The organism is Cupriavidus sp. 05N38 (assembly GCF_056397345.1).
In genome coordinates this window covers 35,939-52,070 of record NZ_JBFTNF010000001.1, presented here as the reverse complement: position 1 = coordinate 52,070, position 16,132 = coordinate 35,939, and the positions used below count along the sequence as shown (strand labels likewise).

Genomic DNA, 16,132 nt, shown 5'->3' with positions numbered 1-16,132 from the left:
TTTCAGCCGTTGCGTTGGACCAGCACGCTGCGCAGGTCGGCCACGTGCTCGCCGGCCTGGTTGGTCACGCGCGTCTCGCGCACCACGAAGTCCAGCGCGCCGCCTTTCTTCTCGTAGATGTCGGAGATGCGGGTCTGCAGGTGCAGCGTATCGCCGGCATAGGCCATGCGGTGGTAGATGAAGGACTGCTCGCCGTGCAGGATGCGTTCGACCTTGATGCCAAGCTCGTCGCGCCARCCGCTCGGCGGCTGCGCCAGCTCCAGCGAGAACAGGAAGGTAGGAGGCAGCGGCAGGGCCGGGTGGCCGGCGTCGCGCGCGGCGGACTCGTCCGTATAGACCGGGTTGGTCTCGCCGGTGGCCTTGGCGAAGAAGCGCAGCTGGCTGGGGGCGGCGGTGGTGCGGAAATCCGCAATCACCTTGCCGATGAATTTCTTGTCGATCATGTCAGGGATTCCGTCGGGGCAGGGGAAGGGTCGGGGTCCGGGGTCCGGCGTCCGGGAGTTGCGGCCGGACGCCGGGCATCGTCATCCGTGCTTCTTGTAGACCGTGACGACGCACGCGCCGCCCAGGCCCAGGTTGTGCGACAGCGCCACCTTGGCGCCTTCCACCTGGCGCTGGTCGGCGGTGCCGCGGATCTGGTGGGTCATCTCGTAGCACTGGGCGAGGCCGGTGGCGCCGAGCGGGTGGCCCTTGGACAGCAGGCCGCCCGACGGGTTGACGACCCAGCGTCCGCCATAGGTGTTGTCGCCGTCGTTGACCAGCTTCTCGCCTTCGCCTTCCTTGCACAGGCCAAGGCCTTCGTAGGTCAGCAGCTCGTTCTGCGCGAAGCAGTCGTGCAGCTCGATCACATCGATATCGTCGGGGCCGATGCCGGCCTGTTCATAGACGCTCCTGGCGGCCGAGCGCGTCATCTCCGCGCCCACCACGCGGATCATGTCCCTGGTGTCGAAGGTGGCGGGCACATCGGTGGTGAGCGCCTGGGCGGCGATCAGCACGTCGGTGCGCAGGCCATGCTTGCGGGCGAATTCTTCCGAGACCACGATCGCGGCGGCGCCGCCGCAGGTCGGCGGGCAGGCCATCAGGCGCGTCAGCACGCCGTCCCACAGCATCGGCGCGGCCATCACGTCTTCGGTGCTCACGATGTTGCGGAATACCGCCAGCGGATTGCGCGCGGCGTGCTGGCTGGCCTTGGCGCGGATCCTGGCGAAGGTTTCCAGCCTGGTGCCGTACTTCTTCATGTGCGCCATGCCGGCGCCGGCGAACTGGCGGATGGCGTTGCTCAGGCCGTCGGGGCGCCCGACCAGTTCGTCGACCAGGTTGTTGGCGCGCTCCAGCGCGCTGGCGCGGTCGGTCCAGGCGGATTTCAGCGCGCCCGGCACCATGAACTCGAAGCCCACCGCCAGTGCGCAGTCGACCACGCCGCTTTGCACGGCCTGCCGCGCCAGGAACAGCGCGGACGAGCCGGTGGCGCAATTGTTGTTGACGTTGATGACCGGGATGCCGGTCATGCCGACCTGGTAGAGCGCCTTCTGGCCGCAGGTGGAATCGCCATAGACGTAGCCGGCATAGGCCTGCTGCACGTCGGCGTAGTCGATGCCGGCATCCTCCAGTGCCTGGCGGATGGCAATCGCGCCCATCGTGTCATAGGTTTCGCTGGTGCCGGGCTTCTTGAACGGGACCATGCCGACGCCGGCGACGAATACTTTACGAGTCATGTCATTCTTCCTTCGCTTGCTTGGGATTGCGCTGGCATGTTCAGAGCTTGCGCGAGATCAGGTCGCGCATGACCTCGCTGGTGCCGCCATAGATCCGCGTCACGCGCGCATCGACGAAGGCGCGGGCCACCGGGTACTCGAGCATGTAGCCGTAGCCGCCGTGCAGCTGCACCATCTCGTCGAGCGCGCGGCCCAGGGCTTCGGTGGCATACAGCTTGGCGATCGCGGCTTCTTCCAGCGTCAGGCGGCGGCGCACGTGCTCGGCCAGGTAGTGGTCCACCAGCAGGCGTACCGCCACGGCCTGCGCCTTGATGTCGGCCAGCTTGAACTTGGTGTTCTGGAAGTCCCACACGGTCTGGTTGAAGGCCTTGCGGTCCTTCACGTAGTTGATGGTGTGCTCGAGGCACACTTCCAGCTTGGCGGCGGCGCCCACGGCGATGCTCAGGCGCTCCTGCGGCAGCTCGCCCATCAGGTAGGCAAAGCCCTTGCCTTCTTCGCCGAGGCGGTTGGCCACCGGCACGCGTACGTTGTCGAAGAACAGCTCGGCGGTGTCCTGCGCGTACTGGCCCACCTTGTCGAGCTTGCGGCCGCGGCGGAAGCCGTCGCGCTCCGCTTCCACCACGATCAGGCTGACGCCGCGCGAGCCGGCGCCGGGATCGGTCTTGCACACCATGATGATCAGGTCGGCGTTCAGGCCGTTGCTGATAAAGGTCTTGCTGCCGTTGATCACGTACTCGTCGCCTTCGCGCACGGCGGTGGTGCGCACGGCCTTGAGGTCGCTGCCGGTACCCGGCTCGGTCATGCCGATGGCCAGGATGGCTTCGCCCGAGCACACCTTGGGCAGCCAGCGCTGCTTTTGCTCGTCGCTGCCCAGGCGGTTGATGTACGGGGCAATGATGTCGGAATGCACGCCGAAGCCCAGGCCGCTGACGCCGGCGCGCGCCAGTTCTTCGTTGTAGATCGCGCAATGGCCGAAGTCGCCGCCGCCGCCGCCGTACTCGGTCGGCAGCGTGATGCACAGCAGGCCTTCGCGGCCGGCCTTGAGCCAGGTTTCGCGGTCGACCACGCCGGCCTTGTCCCATTTGGCCTGGTGGGGAACGCACTCGCGTTCGAGGAAGCGGCGCACCGTGGTGCGGAACATTTCGTGGTCGTCGCGGAAGACGGTACGGGTGACTTGCATGGAAAGCTCCGGGAAGATGGGGTAAGGGGCTCGATACGGTGTCAGCGCACGCAGGCGATGTGCGCCGCGGGTTCGGGGTGGAACAGTTGTTCGACGAGATGGGCGCGGCGCGCGCGGGTGGCGGCCTGGTTGACATAGCCTTTGTCGGCGATCTCGTTGGCATCCATCGAAGGCGGCTCGGCCATCAGCATCAGGCGCTGCACGCTCAGGCTGCTGGCGCCGCCGCCCTGGGCGCGCAGCCGCTCGCTGAGCGTGTTCACCACCAGCGGGTGGCGCACCAGCGCTTCGGCGTCCAGGTCGGCCAGTGCCGGGTCAAGCTCGCGGCAGGCCGCGAGGTTGGGCCAGGCCAGCGCGGCCAGGTAGTCGTGATCGTGGCCGCAGACGACGGCATCGCTCAGCAGCGGCGCGCATTTGTCGACCAGTGCCAGGCGCACCGCGCCGGTCCGCACCCAGGTGCCGTTGGTCAGCTTGAAATCCTCGACCACGCGGCCGGCGAACGTCAGGCCGCGGGCCGGATCGGCGGGATCGGCCAGGCGCACGGCGTCGCCCAGGCAGAAGTAGCCTTCCTCGTCGAAGGCCGCGGCAGTGAGGTCGGGACGATTGACATAGCCGGCAAAGACGAAGGGGCCGCGCATGCGGATCTCGTAACGTCCGTCGCCGCCGTCGAGCGGCACCAGCTTGACTTCGGCGCCCGGCATCGGCACGCCGACATTGCCGACGCCGTCGGTGGCCCAGCTGCAATACACGCCCATGCCGGTGGTCTCGGTGGAGCCCAGGCCGGAGCAAAAGACAATGCGCTCGCCCACGGTCTGTTCGGCCGCGCGCTGGATGCGTTGCCACACGTCGCGCGGCAGGCTGGCGCCGCCATAGCTGAACATCACCGCGTTGGCGAACAGGCTGCGCGCGAGCGCCGGGTCGCGTTCGATCTCGGCGACCAGCACGGCCCAGGCGGACGGCACGCTGGTGAACACGGTGGGCGAGACCTCGCGCAGGTTGCGCACGGTGCGCTGGAACAAGCCGGGCACGGGGCGCCCGTCGTCGATATGGTGGGTGGCGCCCAAGGCAACGGCGCGCGTGAAATTGAGCACGCCGCCCAGGCCATGGTGCCAGGGCAGCCAGTCGAGGAACACCGGCTGCCGCTCGACGAGGGCGGCGAGGTTGTTCGCGTAGTAGGCGGTCACGGCCGCGAGATTGCTGTAGGCGATGGCAACCCCCTTGGGTACGCCGGTGGAGCCCGAGGTGAACAGCACGCGCACGGTGTCGGCGGGGCGAATGGCGGCGCGGGCGCTGGCCAGCGCGGCCAGCCGCGCGGGCGTCAGCTCGGTGGCGGTCAACGTGCTCCAGGCAAGCTGGCCGGCCGCCGCGCCCTCCACCGCGATGACCTGCGCCTCGGGGCGTTCGAGGGCTGCGATGGCGCGCTCGAAGGGCGCGGCTGCCTGGACGAAGAACGCCGCCGGCGGCACCAGCCCGGCAATGCCTTTGAGGCGCGCGAAATCGCGGCTGATGGTGGCATAGGCGGGCGACACCGCGGCGGCGGGCACGCCCACGTATTCGGCGGCCAGCAGCAGGACCGCCTGCTCGATGGAGTTGCCTGACAGCAGCATCAGCGGCCGGTCTTGCCCGAGGCCGAGCTCGAGCAGGGCGGCTGCCACGGCCTGGACCTGGTGCCACAGTTCGGTCCAGCTGATCGAGCGCCAGGCCCCCTGCGCATCGCGCTCGCGGAAGGCGGCATTGGCGCCGCGCTGGTCCGCCCATTGGGGCAGGAAGTCGGCCAGGCCTTGCTGCGGGATGACGGCGGGCGGGGTCGCGCAGCGCAGCAGCAGCGTGCCGTCGTCGCGGCGCTCGACCAGCGTGGGGCGCTCGGGAAGCCCGGCGGGCCGGTAGACGGGAACGACGGGACGGTCGGCGGCAGCCGGCGCGTGCGCGGCCATTGGAGTGTTCATTGCACCTGTCTCCTGGGCTGGATGCGCGGGTGCGCGCCAGCCGTTTGTTCTTGCTCTGTGTGTTCCCGGGGCCAGCTATCGATGCGGATTCGCGATGCGGATTCGCGCGATTGCAGCGGGTATTGGCATGTCGCTAAGTTACCGCCAAGGGGGGGCGCGCCATAACCACCCGCGTCAGGTGGTTCCGCCTGCGGCCCGGGTGGCCCTGGGCACGGCAACGGGACGATCGCCGACGGGCCGGGCCGCCGCGCGGGGCGTCAGGGCATGCCAGCGCGGGCCATGCGCGGGCACGCGCCGCCGGCTGGCCGACGGCGGCGCCCGGCGGCCAGGAGGAGAAGGAAAGAGAAGGAAAGGAGCGGGGAAAGGGGAAGGGAACGGCGCGGGGCCGGGGCGCCGCGCGCGGCAGGCTCAGCCGCCCTGGCCAGGCAGGTCGGCGTCCGGGTCCGCATCCAGTGCCATGTCGCGCACGCGCGCCACGGCCTCGTCGCGGCTGCTGACACCGAGCTTGCGGAAAATGTTCCGCAGGTGCCATTTCACGGTTTCCGGCGACAGGCCCAGCGTGCGCGCGATCTTCTTGTTGGGCAGCGCTTGCCCGAGCAGCCGCACCACATCGGCCTCGCGCTCGCTAAGCGCTTCCGCGCCGGTAGCGGCCAGCCCGCCGGCGCCGGCTACCGCAGGTGCGGCGGGTGCGGCAGGCGCGGCGGGCATGCCGGCCGCCTGTGCTGCCTGCGCGGAGGACAGGCGCTCGACGTAGAAGGCCAGCAAGGGATCGAGCGCCTGGTCCTGCATGATCGCGCCGAGCAGGTCGAGTGCCGCCGGCTCCGCATCGAGCAGGCTGCGTACCAGGCCGAGACGATGGCCCCGGCGCAAGGCCGCCAGCAGCTTGTCGCGCGCGGGCTCGGGCATGCCCAGGCGGAAGTCCACCACCGCGCCCTGCCATTGCAGCTGGGCCACGTGGCGCTGCCAGCCACGCGCGTCGCACAAGGCGATCAGCGGCGCCAGGCGCTGCGCCGCGCCCGCCAGGTCGTCGTGCGCCAGGCATAGCTGGATGCGCGCGCGCTCGGCCACCACGCGGATCTCATCGAGTGCGCTTGGCTGCGTGTGGGGGTGGCGTGCGTCGATGACATCGAGCCGCGCCAGCGCGGCATGCGCGGCATCCGGGTCGCCATTCGACAGGTGTCGCCGGACTTGTTCGCCGAGGCTATGGGCCAGCAGGCGGTCCAGGCCCAGTTGTGCGGCGTACTCCTCCAGCCGCTCCAGGTAGGCCGATGCATCGAGCCGGTGGCCGGCGGCCCAGTGGCATGCCGACAACACCATCAGCACGCGCAGCACCGAGTCCGGAATCGAAACCCGCTCGAGCACATCCACGCGGTCTTCCAGCAGCCGGCGCGCGCCAGCGATGTCGTTTTGTTCGTAGAGCACTTCGCCGAGCAGCGCGGCGGCGAAGCAGCCGGGCTCGGCCGCCGCGCTGCCGGCCCTGTCCGCTTCGTACAGGACGTCACGGCAGATGCGCTCGACCTGGATCATCTTGCCTTCCAGGGCGAAGCTGAAGCCCACCACGCAGCGCCCGTTCAGGCTGCCGGAGGCGGTGCCCAGCAGCGGCGTGCCTTCGACCAGCAGCGGCGGCGCTTCGGCCTGGATGCGGCGCGCGCGCTCGTACTCGCCCAGGTGCATGTACAGCCACGACAGCAGGTTGTTGCGCCCGCCCACGGTGGCCGGCTCGACACCGGCGGGCGTCTGCAGCATCTCCGGCAGCAGGGACATCGCGCTGTCGGTGTCGTCGCGCTGCACCGCCAGCCCGAAGCGCAGCATGGTGAGGCGGTAGCGGGCGAGCAGGTCGTCTGGCGCAATGTCGGCAAGCAGGCGTTCGATGCTGGCCGCGGCTGCGTCCAGCTCGCGTGCGAAGGTCTGCATCTGCAGGGTCAGCAGGCGCAGCTTGATGCGGGCCTGGATTTCCTCGGGCGGCAACAGGCGCATCAGCCTGATCAGCTTGCGCTGTTCGCCCCTCGCGCCGAGCGTGCCGGCATGTTCCTGCACCAGGTCGGCGGCCGCGGCGGTCTCGCCCGCCAGCACGGCGTGGCGCACCGCCTCCTCCAGCAGGCGATGGGCGCGGAACCAGTGCCAGGCAGCCGTGTGCACGGCACGCTGCTGGCCTTCGCTGCGCGCGCGGAAGCGCTCCAGCAAGGTCTCGCGCAGCAGCGGGTGCAGGCGGTACCAGGTCTCGCGATCCGGCCCGTCGACCGGGGCGATAAAGAGGTTGTCGCTGTCGAGCCGCGCCAGTAGCGCGACCGCATCGGCCGAGGTTTGCGACTGGTCGCCCAGCGCCACGCACAGCGAGGCGCTGAAGCGCTGGCACGCGGCCGCGCGCACCAGCAGCTCGGCTTCGGCCGGCGCCAGGCGGGCCAGCACTTCGCGCTCGAAATAGTCGGCGAAGGCACCGGCGTCCTGCACATTGGCGCGCACGAAGGCGTCGGCCGACGATACGCCATCGATGAGCTGCTTGCGCCGCTTCCAGCGCGTGGCAAACAACTGCAGCCCGGCCACCCAGCCATCGGTCAGCTCGTGCATCAGGCGCGCGTCGCGCGTGGTGATGTCGCTCAGCTGCGCCTTCAGGAAGCGCTCGGACTCCGCCAGCGTGAAGCGCAGGTCGCGCTGGTCCAGCTCCAGCACCAGGCCCTGGTCACGCAGGCGGCCGAGCGAGAGCGGCACGGTGCCGCGCGATGCCAGCGCGATATGCAGGTTGGCGGGCGCGTAGTCGAACAGCCACTGCAGTGCCTCATGGACCCGCGCGTCGGCAAGATGCTGCAGTTCGTCGAGTACCAGGACCAGTTCGCGCGGATGCGCGGCGATGCCCTGCACGAGCGCTAGCACGGTGCGCTCGACCGCTTCGGGGTCCACGCCGCGCCCGCCCAGCAGCGCCGCTTCGCGCACGATCGCGGGATCGACCCGGGCCAGGCTGCCCAGCAGGGCATCGAGCAAGCGCGCCAGGTCGTTGTCGTCGGCGGACAGGGTCAGCCATGCCACGTCGAAGCCAAGCGTCAGCAAGGCCTGGCGCCACGCCAGCAGCGTCGCGGTCTTGCCGCAGCCGGCCGGGCCTTGCAGCACGATCGCGCGCCGGCGCCGCGCCTCGGTCAGCTGGGCCAGCAGGCGTTCGCGCGCCAGCACCCTGACCGTGTCGCGCGGCGGCTGCAGCTTGGCCTGGCCGGTGGCGTCCGGTGCCGCGCCGGGAAGTGGGCTTGCGCCGGGGGTGGAGGGACTTTGCGGCATAGGTAACCGGTGCCTTCTTGCTGGCCTGGCGCAGGCCATGCCGGCAAGCGCCAGGCGCAGATGAAATGGTGCATTGTACAGCGCACCTGCCGCGGCCCGGGCCTTGCCGGGGCCGGCGCGCACCGCTTTTTTGCGCGGGATTCGCCGCGCTTGCGCGTGGCCTGCGCGCGCGGCCACGGGGGCCACCCGGATCAGGTGGGGGAGCCGGGACAGGGGCTCGCGCAATGCCACCCTAGTATATATTTCGCGCAATCGGCGAAGGTGCGCGTTCTCCCCGGTTACGCGCACCTTCGGGACGCCCGACCTTCACCGGGGCAAGCCGGCCGTACCTTCGCGTGCCGCCCGACGGTCTTGCCGAGAGCCGAAATCCGATGCAACGGTATCATCCTGTTCCCCCTGCCGAAGTGGCGCCGCCACGCCTTGGCAAGCGCCTGATCGTGCGCGAAGCCTTGCTCGCCAGCCTGCACGACGCGCGCCAGCGCAAGCTCGTGCTGATCACCGCCGGTGCCGGCTTCGGCAAGACAACCCTGATGGCGCAGTGGCGCCAGAAGCTGATCCGCGAAGGCGCCAGCGTGGCGTGGCTGTCGCCATGCGCCGGCGAGGATGCGCCGCAGGCATTGTGGGCAGGCCTGCGCGCCGCCTTGCTTCATGCGGCAGGCCCCGGCGCCCAGGCGGCATGTCCGGACGATGCGCAGGCCGCGCCGCAACGCCTGGCTGCTGGCCTGGTCCGGGCGCTGGCCACCGCGCGCGAAGAACTGTACGTAATGATCGACGAGTTCGACCGCGTCGGCGACCCCGCCAGCCGGGCCTTGCTGCAGGCCATCCTCGAAGCGCGGCTGCCCAACCTGCACCTCGTCATCGCATCGCGCAAGGCGCCGGCGCTGTTGCTGGGCCGGCTGCGCGCGCTGGGCGAACTGGGCGAGTTGGGCGGCGCCGACCTGGCATTCTCGTATCCGGAAACACTCGCCTTCCTGAAATTGCATCGCGACGCACGCGTGGACCTGGATGCCGCCACGCGCCTGCACTCGCTCAGCGACGGCTGGCCTGCCGGGCTGCAACTGCTGTCGGCCTCGCTCAAGCAGGGGCAGCGCCATCCCGCTCGCCTGCGCGCACTGGCGCCCCATGCCGATCGCCTGCATGCCTACTTGCTGGAGGATGTGCTTGCCGGCCTGCCGGGCGAGTTGCTCGCCTTCATGCAGTCGGTCTCGGTGCTGCCGCGCTTCAATGCGGCGCTGGCCGCCTTTGTCACGGGCGCCGGCCACGCCGCGGCGCTGATCGAGGCGATCGACGCGCACGGCTCGTTCCTGCTGCCCGCGCACGCGCACACGTGCTCGCCCACGGATGAGGCGGGCGACTGGTACCGCTTCCATCCGATGTTTACCGCATTCCTGGCGCAGCGCCTGGCAGCCGGCCAGGAGGACGTGGCCGCGCTGCATCGCCGTGCCGCCGCATGGTTCGTGCGGCAAGGGGACTTCGCCGAGGCGGTGCCGCACGCGCTGCTGGGCAAGGATTTCGATGCTGTCGCCGGCCTGGTGGAGCGCGCGCTGCCGGCCCTGCCCAGCCTGAGCCAGCTGCGGGCCTTCCGCCAATGGATCGAAGCCGTGCCGTGCGAACGGCTGGCGCCGCATCCGCGCCTGCTGCTGCTTGCCGGCTGGGCCAGCGCCGTGACGGCGCGGCCCGCCGAGGCCGAGGCATGGATGACGTTACTCGAGGCGGCCCGCCCCGGCGCTGGCGTCTCGCGGCATGGCCGGCTGCTGCGTGGCGTGATCGCCCTGCAGCGCGATGACATGGCGCAACTGGAAGCGATCCTGGCCACGCTGGATCACGTCCCGCTGGGCCTGGCGGCGCTGGAGCACATCCGGCTCGGCCTGACCCTGCGCTGCCTGGCCGCGCGCGGGCGCCACGCGGACGTGCGCGATCTGCTTGCCTCGGCCGCGGCAAGCGCGGCGCGCAACGGCACCGGCGAACTGGCGCTGATGGCCCGGGCGACCACGGCCGGCGCGCTGCTGCTCGAAGGCTATGCCGTGCAGGCCGAACGCCTGAGTACGGAGGCCCTGGCCGATGCGGAGCGCCGTCATGGCCGCCGTTCGGTCGGGGCCTGCTTCTGCGCGGCGACGGCGGCGGTGGTCCTGTATGAGCGGGACGACACCGAGGCGGCGCGGCTGGCCCTGGCCGACCGGCTCGACATGCTCAAGCTGTCGTCGCCCGATGTCGTGCTGCGGGCCGCGCGGTGCCATGCCCGCCTGGAAGCGCTGGCCGGGCTGCCGCACGACGCCGTGGCCTACCTGATCGACATGGAAGCGCATTTCCGCGGGCGCGGCATTGCGCGCGGGGTCGCGCACATGGTGTCCGAGCGGCAGCGCATCGTGCTCGCGGGAGGCGACTGGCGGCACGCGCAGTCGCTGCAGGCCGCGCTCGACCTGCTGGCCCAGGGCCATGCGGGCGAGACCATGATCATGGCCGCGCTGGCGCGCGCGCGGCTCGCGCTGGCCATGGGCGAGGCGCAGGGCGCGCTGCTGGCGCTCGAACCGGCGCGCGCTGCGATCACGGGGCTGGGCAGGGAGGCGATGATGGTCACCTCCGATGTCCTGCAGGCCCTGGCGCTGGATGCGCTGGGGTGCCACGTCGAGGCTACCGCTTGCCTGGAGTCGGCGGTGGCCACGGCGTATCGCCTGGGCCTGGTGCGCACGCTGCTCGATGAAGGCGAGCGTGTGGGCGGCTTGCTGGGGCGCCTGGGTCGGCGGGGCGATGCCACGCAGCAAGCCTATCTCGCCAGATTGCAGGGCTTGCCGCCCGCCATGTCCGCTACGTCCGCCACATCAGGGACATCCGCGACCTCCGCAACAGGCGGCGAGCGCGTCGGCACCGCGACGCACGCGCCGGGCAAGACAGGGCTGCCGGGCCTGACCCGCCGCGAGCAGGAGATCCTCGGGCTGCTGGAGCAGTCGATGTCGAACAAGCGCATCGCGCTGGCGCTCAATATCAGCGAGCTGACGGTGAAGTGGAATCTCAGGCAGATCTTCGCCAAGCTCGGCGTGTCGCGGCGCTACGATGCCATCGTTGCCGCGCGCCGGCAGGGCCAGCATACGGGGGCCGGCTGACGGCACCGGCGTGTGCCCGGCGTGTCGGGTATGTCGGGCCGCAGAGGCCCGCGCCGGCTGTCTTGTGGCCAGCCGGCGCGGACGCGGCGCTTGAGTACCGGTCCAGGTCAGGCGCTCACGATAAGCGCTCACGGCGAGCGCTCCGGTCAGGCGTTCAGGTCAGGCGCTCAGAAGATATGGCGCACGCCCATCGTGACGCCGACCATGCCTTTCTGCCCCGTCATCTGCGGATAGTTGAACGCGTAGGCCGTGGTCGCGCTGTCGAAGCTCAGGCCGCCATTGCGCGCATAGCCCGCCGACAGGTAGACGTCCGTGCGCTTGCTGAAGTTGTAGTCGGCGATAAAGCTGTACTGCTGCATATTGGGCGGATTGGTCGACGCCGAGGTCGCCGTGGCGCGCTGCGACTTGACGTCCGCATAGAAGTAGGCGAGCGACAAGCCAAGCGCCGGCGTGGCCTGGTAGTTGACGCCGGCCCAGTAGTAGTCGTCACGCAGGAGCGTGCCGCCACTGGCGAAGTCGGCCTTGTTCCAGCGGTAGCCGCCCGTGAACTTGAGCGGGCCGGTGGTGTAGCTGAGGGCGCCGGCGGCCTTGCGGACCGTGCCTGGCTGCCCGACGTTGACCGCGGGCCGCCATTCGTCGTAGGCAAGCGACGCGCCGAAGCCATTGCTCAGGTACATCAGCGAGCCGCCGAAGGCCGTGTTGTCGCTGAAGTGTCCCGGCGTCTCGCCGGCGCCGCCGTTGGCCAGGGCCGTGCTGGCATTGAGCACCGAGACGCCGGTGCCGAACGAGTAATGCGCCACGGCCTGGAGCCCGCCGAACTGGCCCGTGTACTTGACCATATTGCTTTCGCGGTAGTTCAGGCCCAGCCACCAGATACCGGGCTCATAGGTGGCCGCGAAGCGCAGCGGCGAGAAGTTGGCGAGGCCGTCGAAGAAGCTGGTGTACTGGCGGCCCAGCGTGATCTTGCCGTAGGTGTTGTTCTGCAGCCCGACGAAGGACTGGCGCGAGAACAGCGTGTTCGATTGCAGCGCGCCGGTATCGGGCTGGAAGCCGCTTTCGAGCACGAACAGCGCCTGGTTGCCGCCGCCGAGGTCTTCCACGCCGCGCAGGCCCCAGCGCGATGCGGACAGGCCGCCCACGCTCGGCTGCGCGAAGCGGCTGCCGCCGACCGTCGGGGTCGCGGGCGAGGCGGCCACCCGGTTGACGTACTCCACGGATGCGTCGATCACGCCGTAGAGGGTGACGCCCGACTGTGCAGATGCCGCGCCGCTCACTGCGCTCAATGCCGCCATGGCGACGAGTGTTCTTTTCATGCTGAGTCCTCTCCTTATCGTTGTATGCAGGGCACCGGGCACCTTCCTCCACTGCCGTGCCCGTGATGGCATTAGAGCGTGGGGCTCTTTTTCCGAACCCACCCAAAAAGGAGTGAATCGCGGTGATCGTGGTTTTATTCCCGCTGGAAATCGGCCAGGCGGTCAGTCCCTATTGACGCGCGGCCGCAGACGGGCGGCGGATCAGTCGGCCTTGACGCCGGTCGACCTGATGAGGCGCCCCATCACCGGTTCGAAGGTCTCGAAGTCGCGCTTGAATTCCTGCGCGGTGCTGCCCACCGGCTCCAGCGCGAGCGACTCGAAGCGTTCCTTCATCGGCGCGGAATTGACCGAGGCGCGTGCCTCGGCTTCCAGGCGGGCGAGCACCGGCGCGGGGGTGCCGGCGCGCGCCACCAGGCCGACCCAGCCCGGCGTGGTCAGCTCCTGGTCCTTCAGGCCGGCCTCGAGCAGGGTCGGCACGTTCGGCAGTTCCTTGACCCGGTGCTTGCCGACGATCGCCAGCGGGCGCAGCCGCCCGCTCTGGATCTGCGGGCCCAGCGTGCTGACCGAGCCGATGGCCCAGGCGACGTTGCCGCCGAGCATGTCCTGCACCATCGGCGCTTCGCCCTTGTAGGCGATGTGCGTCATGTCGAGTCCGCGCGACTGGTTCAGGTAGGTGCCCAGCAGATGCGGCATGCTCCCGACCCCGTACGAGCCGTAGCTGACCTTGCCCTTGTTCTGCGCGGCCCAGTCAAGGAACTCCTGCATGTTCTTCACCGGGACCTTGTTGTTGACCACCAGCACGATCTGGCCGATGCAGATCTCGGAGACGAAGGCGAGATCGCGGCGCACGTCGTAGGGCACGTGCGAGTAGAGGTACGGCGTGTTCATGAGCGGCGTGGAGTGCGTGACCAGCAGCGTGTAGCCGTCCGGCGCCGCGCGCGTCAGCGTCTGCACGGCCAGCATGCCGGCGGCGCCAGGCWTGTTGTCGACGATGATGGTCTGTCCCAGCCGCTTGCCCATGTCTTCGGCCAGCGTGCGGGCAATGACGTCGGTCGCGCCGCCGGGCGGCCCGGGCACGACGAAGGTGATGGTGCGCGTGGGGTAGGCTTGCGCGCCGCAGACGGCGCTCCAGGCAAGAAGGGCAGCGGCAAGCAGGGTTTTCTTACGCATCTGGCATGACCTCGCAATTGAGTTGGGCTGAGTGGATTCCGCCCGGATTCCGCCCGGGTTCCGGCCAGTGCGGGCGCGCTGGCCGGGCCCGGTCAGGAGGGCTTCCCGAGTGCGACGTTAGGGGATGCGGCGAGGGCTGTAACCCACCCGTGTCGGCGGGGCGGGATTCCACTATCCGGGTCAACCCGGCGGGCCGTGCGCGATGGCGCGCGACGGTGCGCGATGGTGCGCGACGGTGCGCGGTGCCGTGGAAACGCCGGCGCTTGGGAAAGGAAAAGGATCTCCGCCCGTCAGGCCGGAGATCGAAAACCTCGCCGGCATCGAGGCACCGGCAAAGTGGAGACAAGCTGAGAGGCCGCTGGGCGATGCGCCGCGGCGCGCTTCACGATCCCGGTGGGCGCAACACAAGCCTACGGAAGATCAGGCACGCACGCCCCCGCCAGAAGGGAGGGGGTGCCGGATCGCAACGGCGATTCCGCTGTGCCGCACCGGGTCAGGACGGAGCGCGGACCGGCGGCGGGATGCCTGCCGCCGGCTCGGGGCGGCTGTCGCTTCTGCCTAGGTAGAACACGCCCGCCGCGTGCAGAGCGGTGCGCTCCCCGACCATGACCCGGCAGTTCACATTGGCGACGCGCGCGCCTTGCTTGAGCAGGTCGACGTGCGCTTCGACCCAGTCGCCGGCATGGACCGGGCCGAGATAGTCCACGCTCAGGTGCAGCGTGCGCGCCGGCGGCGTGCCGAGCCGGCGCACCATGACGATGCCGAAGGCACTGTCGGCCAGCATGGCCAGGAAGCCGCCGTGCGCGATGTCCATGTTGTTGAGGTGCTCTGCGGCGATGCGCACGCCCACCACGGGCCGCTGTGCGTGCAGGTAGAAGCCGCCGCAAAGCCGCGCGAAGCCCCTGGCGCCGCCGACCGGCTCGAAGCCGGCTGGCACGTCGTGGTCCTGCGCGGGTGGCTGCGCCAACGTTGAGGGGCACTGCGCGATGGCGGCGGAAGATTGCGTCTGAGGCATGGTTTTGATTCTCCGGTCAGGACGGCTTGCGCCTGCGTTCAGGCATCCGGCAGGAAGCCGAGCCCCAGTTCCTGCAAGCGCGCCACGGCCGGTGCATCGAAGCCCCAGTCGCGCAGCGCGGCGGCGCCGTGCTCGCCACGCGCGGGGGCGGGGCGGTTGATTTCCGATGGCGTGCCGAGGAATCGCGGCGCGGGCCCCGGCTGCACCACGCCAGCCACTTCCACGAAGCTGCCGCGTGCGCGGTGTTGCGGATGGTCGGGGGCTTCGGAGAAGGCCAGCACCGGCGCCACGCAGGCGTCGCTGCCTTCGAACACCGCGCACCACGCGTCGCGCGTGCGGGTCAGGAAGACCGCCTCGAAATGCTGCCGCAGGAGCGGCCAGCCGCCGCGGTCGTGTTGCCCGGGCAGGCCCTTGTCGGCCAGCCCGAGCTTGTCCAGCAACTCGGCGTAGAAGCGCGACTCGACCGCGCCCACCGCCATGTAGTGGCCGTCGCTGGTGCGGTAGCTGTCGTACCAGGGGGTGCCGCCGTCGAGCAGGTTGCTGGCGCGTTGCTCGCGCCAGTTGCCCGAGGCCAGCAGGCCCCACACCACCGCGCCGAGCTGCGCCGCGCCTTCGATCATGGCGGCATCGACCACCTGGCCCGCGCCGCCGCGCTGCACATTGAGCAGGGCCGCCACCACGCCCAGCGCGAGCAGCATGCCGCCGCCGCCGTAGTCGCCCACCAGGTTCAGCGGCGGCACCGGTGCCTCGCCCGCGCGGCCGATGCCCGACAGCACACCCGACAGGGCGATGTAGTTCAGGTCGTGCCCGGCGCGGTCGGCGAGCGGCCCGGTCTGGCCCCAGCCGGTCATGCGGCCATAGACCAGGCGCGGGTTGCGCGCCAGCGCCACCTCCGGCCCGAGGCCCAGGCGCTCCATGGTGCCGGGGCGGAAGCCCTCGATCACCACGTCGGCGCGCTCGATCAGCGCCAGCGCGGCATTGCGCGCCTCGGGCTGCTTGAGGTCGAGCGTGACCGAGCGCCGGCCGCGCCCGGTCACGTCCACGCGCTTGCCGGTGGCCGACCTGGGACCGAGATCGGACGGCGCGACCGGGCGGTCGATGCGCAGCACGTCGGAGCCCATGTCGGCCAGCAGCATGGCCCCGAACGGGCCGGGCCCGATTGCCTCGAATTCCACTACGCGAATGCCGCTGAGTACACCCATTGCTGATCCTTGCGAACGGTGCGCAGGGCGCTACATGGCGTCCTGCCGGTATTGGTCGGGGCCGGACGAGGAAAGCGCCCGGCGTCTGCAGCAAAGTAGAACAAATCACGGGCGCGGGCGGACCTACCCGGGTCGGGTAGGCGGCCTGGCGGGCGCCATCCGGCTCCAGGCCATGCGCCGGGCCATCGCGGCCCCCACTCCATCGGGGTGGCTCCATTTTTGCCGC

Annotated in this window: 10 protein-coding genes; 1 reads left to right on the top strand and 9 read right to left on the bottom strand. The window is 70.3% G+C overall.

Annotation, left to right across the window (positions count from 1 at the left end; translation table 11 throughout):
* Positions 1–2 precede the first annotated feature (2 nt).
* The 5 genes from AC1DK4_RS00205 to AC1DK4_RS00185 form a co-directional block, all read right to left on the bottom strand.
* Positions 3–443, bottom strand: a complete 441-nt coding sequence (locus AC1DK4_RS00205) for a MaoC family dehydratase N-terminal domain-containing protein (RefSeq protein WP_441614841.1) — start codon at positions 441–443, stop codon at positions 3–5.
* 81 nt (positions 444–524) lie between these two features.
* On the bottom strand, positions 525–1,715 hold the full coding sequence (locus AC1DK4_RS00200; RefSeq protein ID WP_441614839.1) for a lipid-transfer protein: 1,191 nt from the start codon (positions 1,713–1,715) through the stop codon (positions 525–527).
* Between the two features lie 40 nt (positions 1,716–1,755).
* Entirely contained in the window at positions 1,756–2,895 is a 1,140-nt protein-coding gene (locus AC1DK4_RS00195; protein ID WP_441614837.1) for an acyl-CoA dehydrogenase family protein, read from the bottom strand.
* Between the two features lie 41 nt (positions 2,896–2,936).
* A complete protein-coding gene (locus AC1DK4_RS00190) occupies positions 2,937–4,838 on the bottom strand; it encodes a feruloyl-CoA synthase (protein ID WP_441614835.1) in 1,902 nt (633 codons plus the stop codon).
* A 408-nt stretch (positions 4,839–5,246) separates the two neighbouring features.
* Positions 5,247–8,105 (bottom strand): winged helix-turn-helix domain-containing protein, encoded by a 2,859-nt coding sequence (locus tag AC1DK4_RS00185; protein WP_477131349.1) that lies wholly within the window; start codon positions 8,103–8,105, stop codon positions 5,247–5,249.
* A 371-nt stretch (positions 8,106–8,476) separates the two neighbouring features.
* Here AC1DK4_RS00185 and AC1DK4_RS00180 point away from each other — a divergent pair, with 371 nt between their 5' ends.
* Positions 8,477–11,206: a winged helix-turn-helix domain-containing protein gene (locus AC1DK4_RS00180; RefSeq protein WP_441614831.1), complete on the top strand. Its 2,730-nt coding sequence runs from the start codon at positions 8,477–8,479 to the stop codon at positions 11,204–11,206.
* Between the two features lie 167 nt (positions 11,207–11,373).
* Here the strand turns inward: AC1DK4_RS00180 and AC1DK4_RS00175 are convergent, their stop codons facing one another.
* The 4 genes from AC1DK4_RS00175 to AC1DK4_RS00160 all read right to left on the bottom strand — a co-directional run bounded on the left by AC1DK4_RS00175 (position 11,374) and on the right by AC1DK4_RS00160 (position 15,906).
* The gene (locus AC1DK4_RS00175; RefSeq protein WP_441643276.1) at positions 11,374–12,519 is read right to left on the bottom strand and encodes a porin; all 1,146 of its coding nucleotides are present in this window, start codon (positions 12,517–12,519) and stop codon (positions 11,374–11,376) included.
* 201 nt (positions 12,520–12,720) lie between these two features.
* On the bottom strand, positions 12,721–13,689 hold the full coding sequence (locus AC1DK4_RS00170) for a Bug family tripartite tricarboxylate transporter substrate binding protein (RefSeq protein WP_477131348.1): 969 nt from the start codon (positions 13,687–13,689) through the stop codon (positions 12,721–12,723).
* Positions 13,690–14,182: 493 nt separating this feature from the next.
* Positions 14,183–14,704: a PaaI family thioesterase gene (locus AC1DK4_RS00165; RefSeq protein WP_441614825.1), complete on the bottom strand. Its 522-nt coding sequence runs from the start codon at positions 14,702–14,704 to the stop codon at positions 14,183–14,185.
* Between the two features lie 38 nt (positions 14,705–14,742).
* Positions 14,743–15,906, bottom strand: coding sequence for a CaiB/BaiF CoA transferase family protein (locus AC1DK4_RS00160; protein WP_441614824.1), 1,164 nt, complete (start codon positions 15,904–15,906; stop codon positions 14,743–14,745).
* Positions 15,907–16,132: the final 226 nt, after the last annotated feature.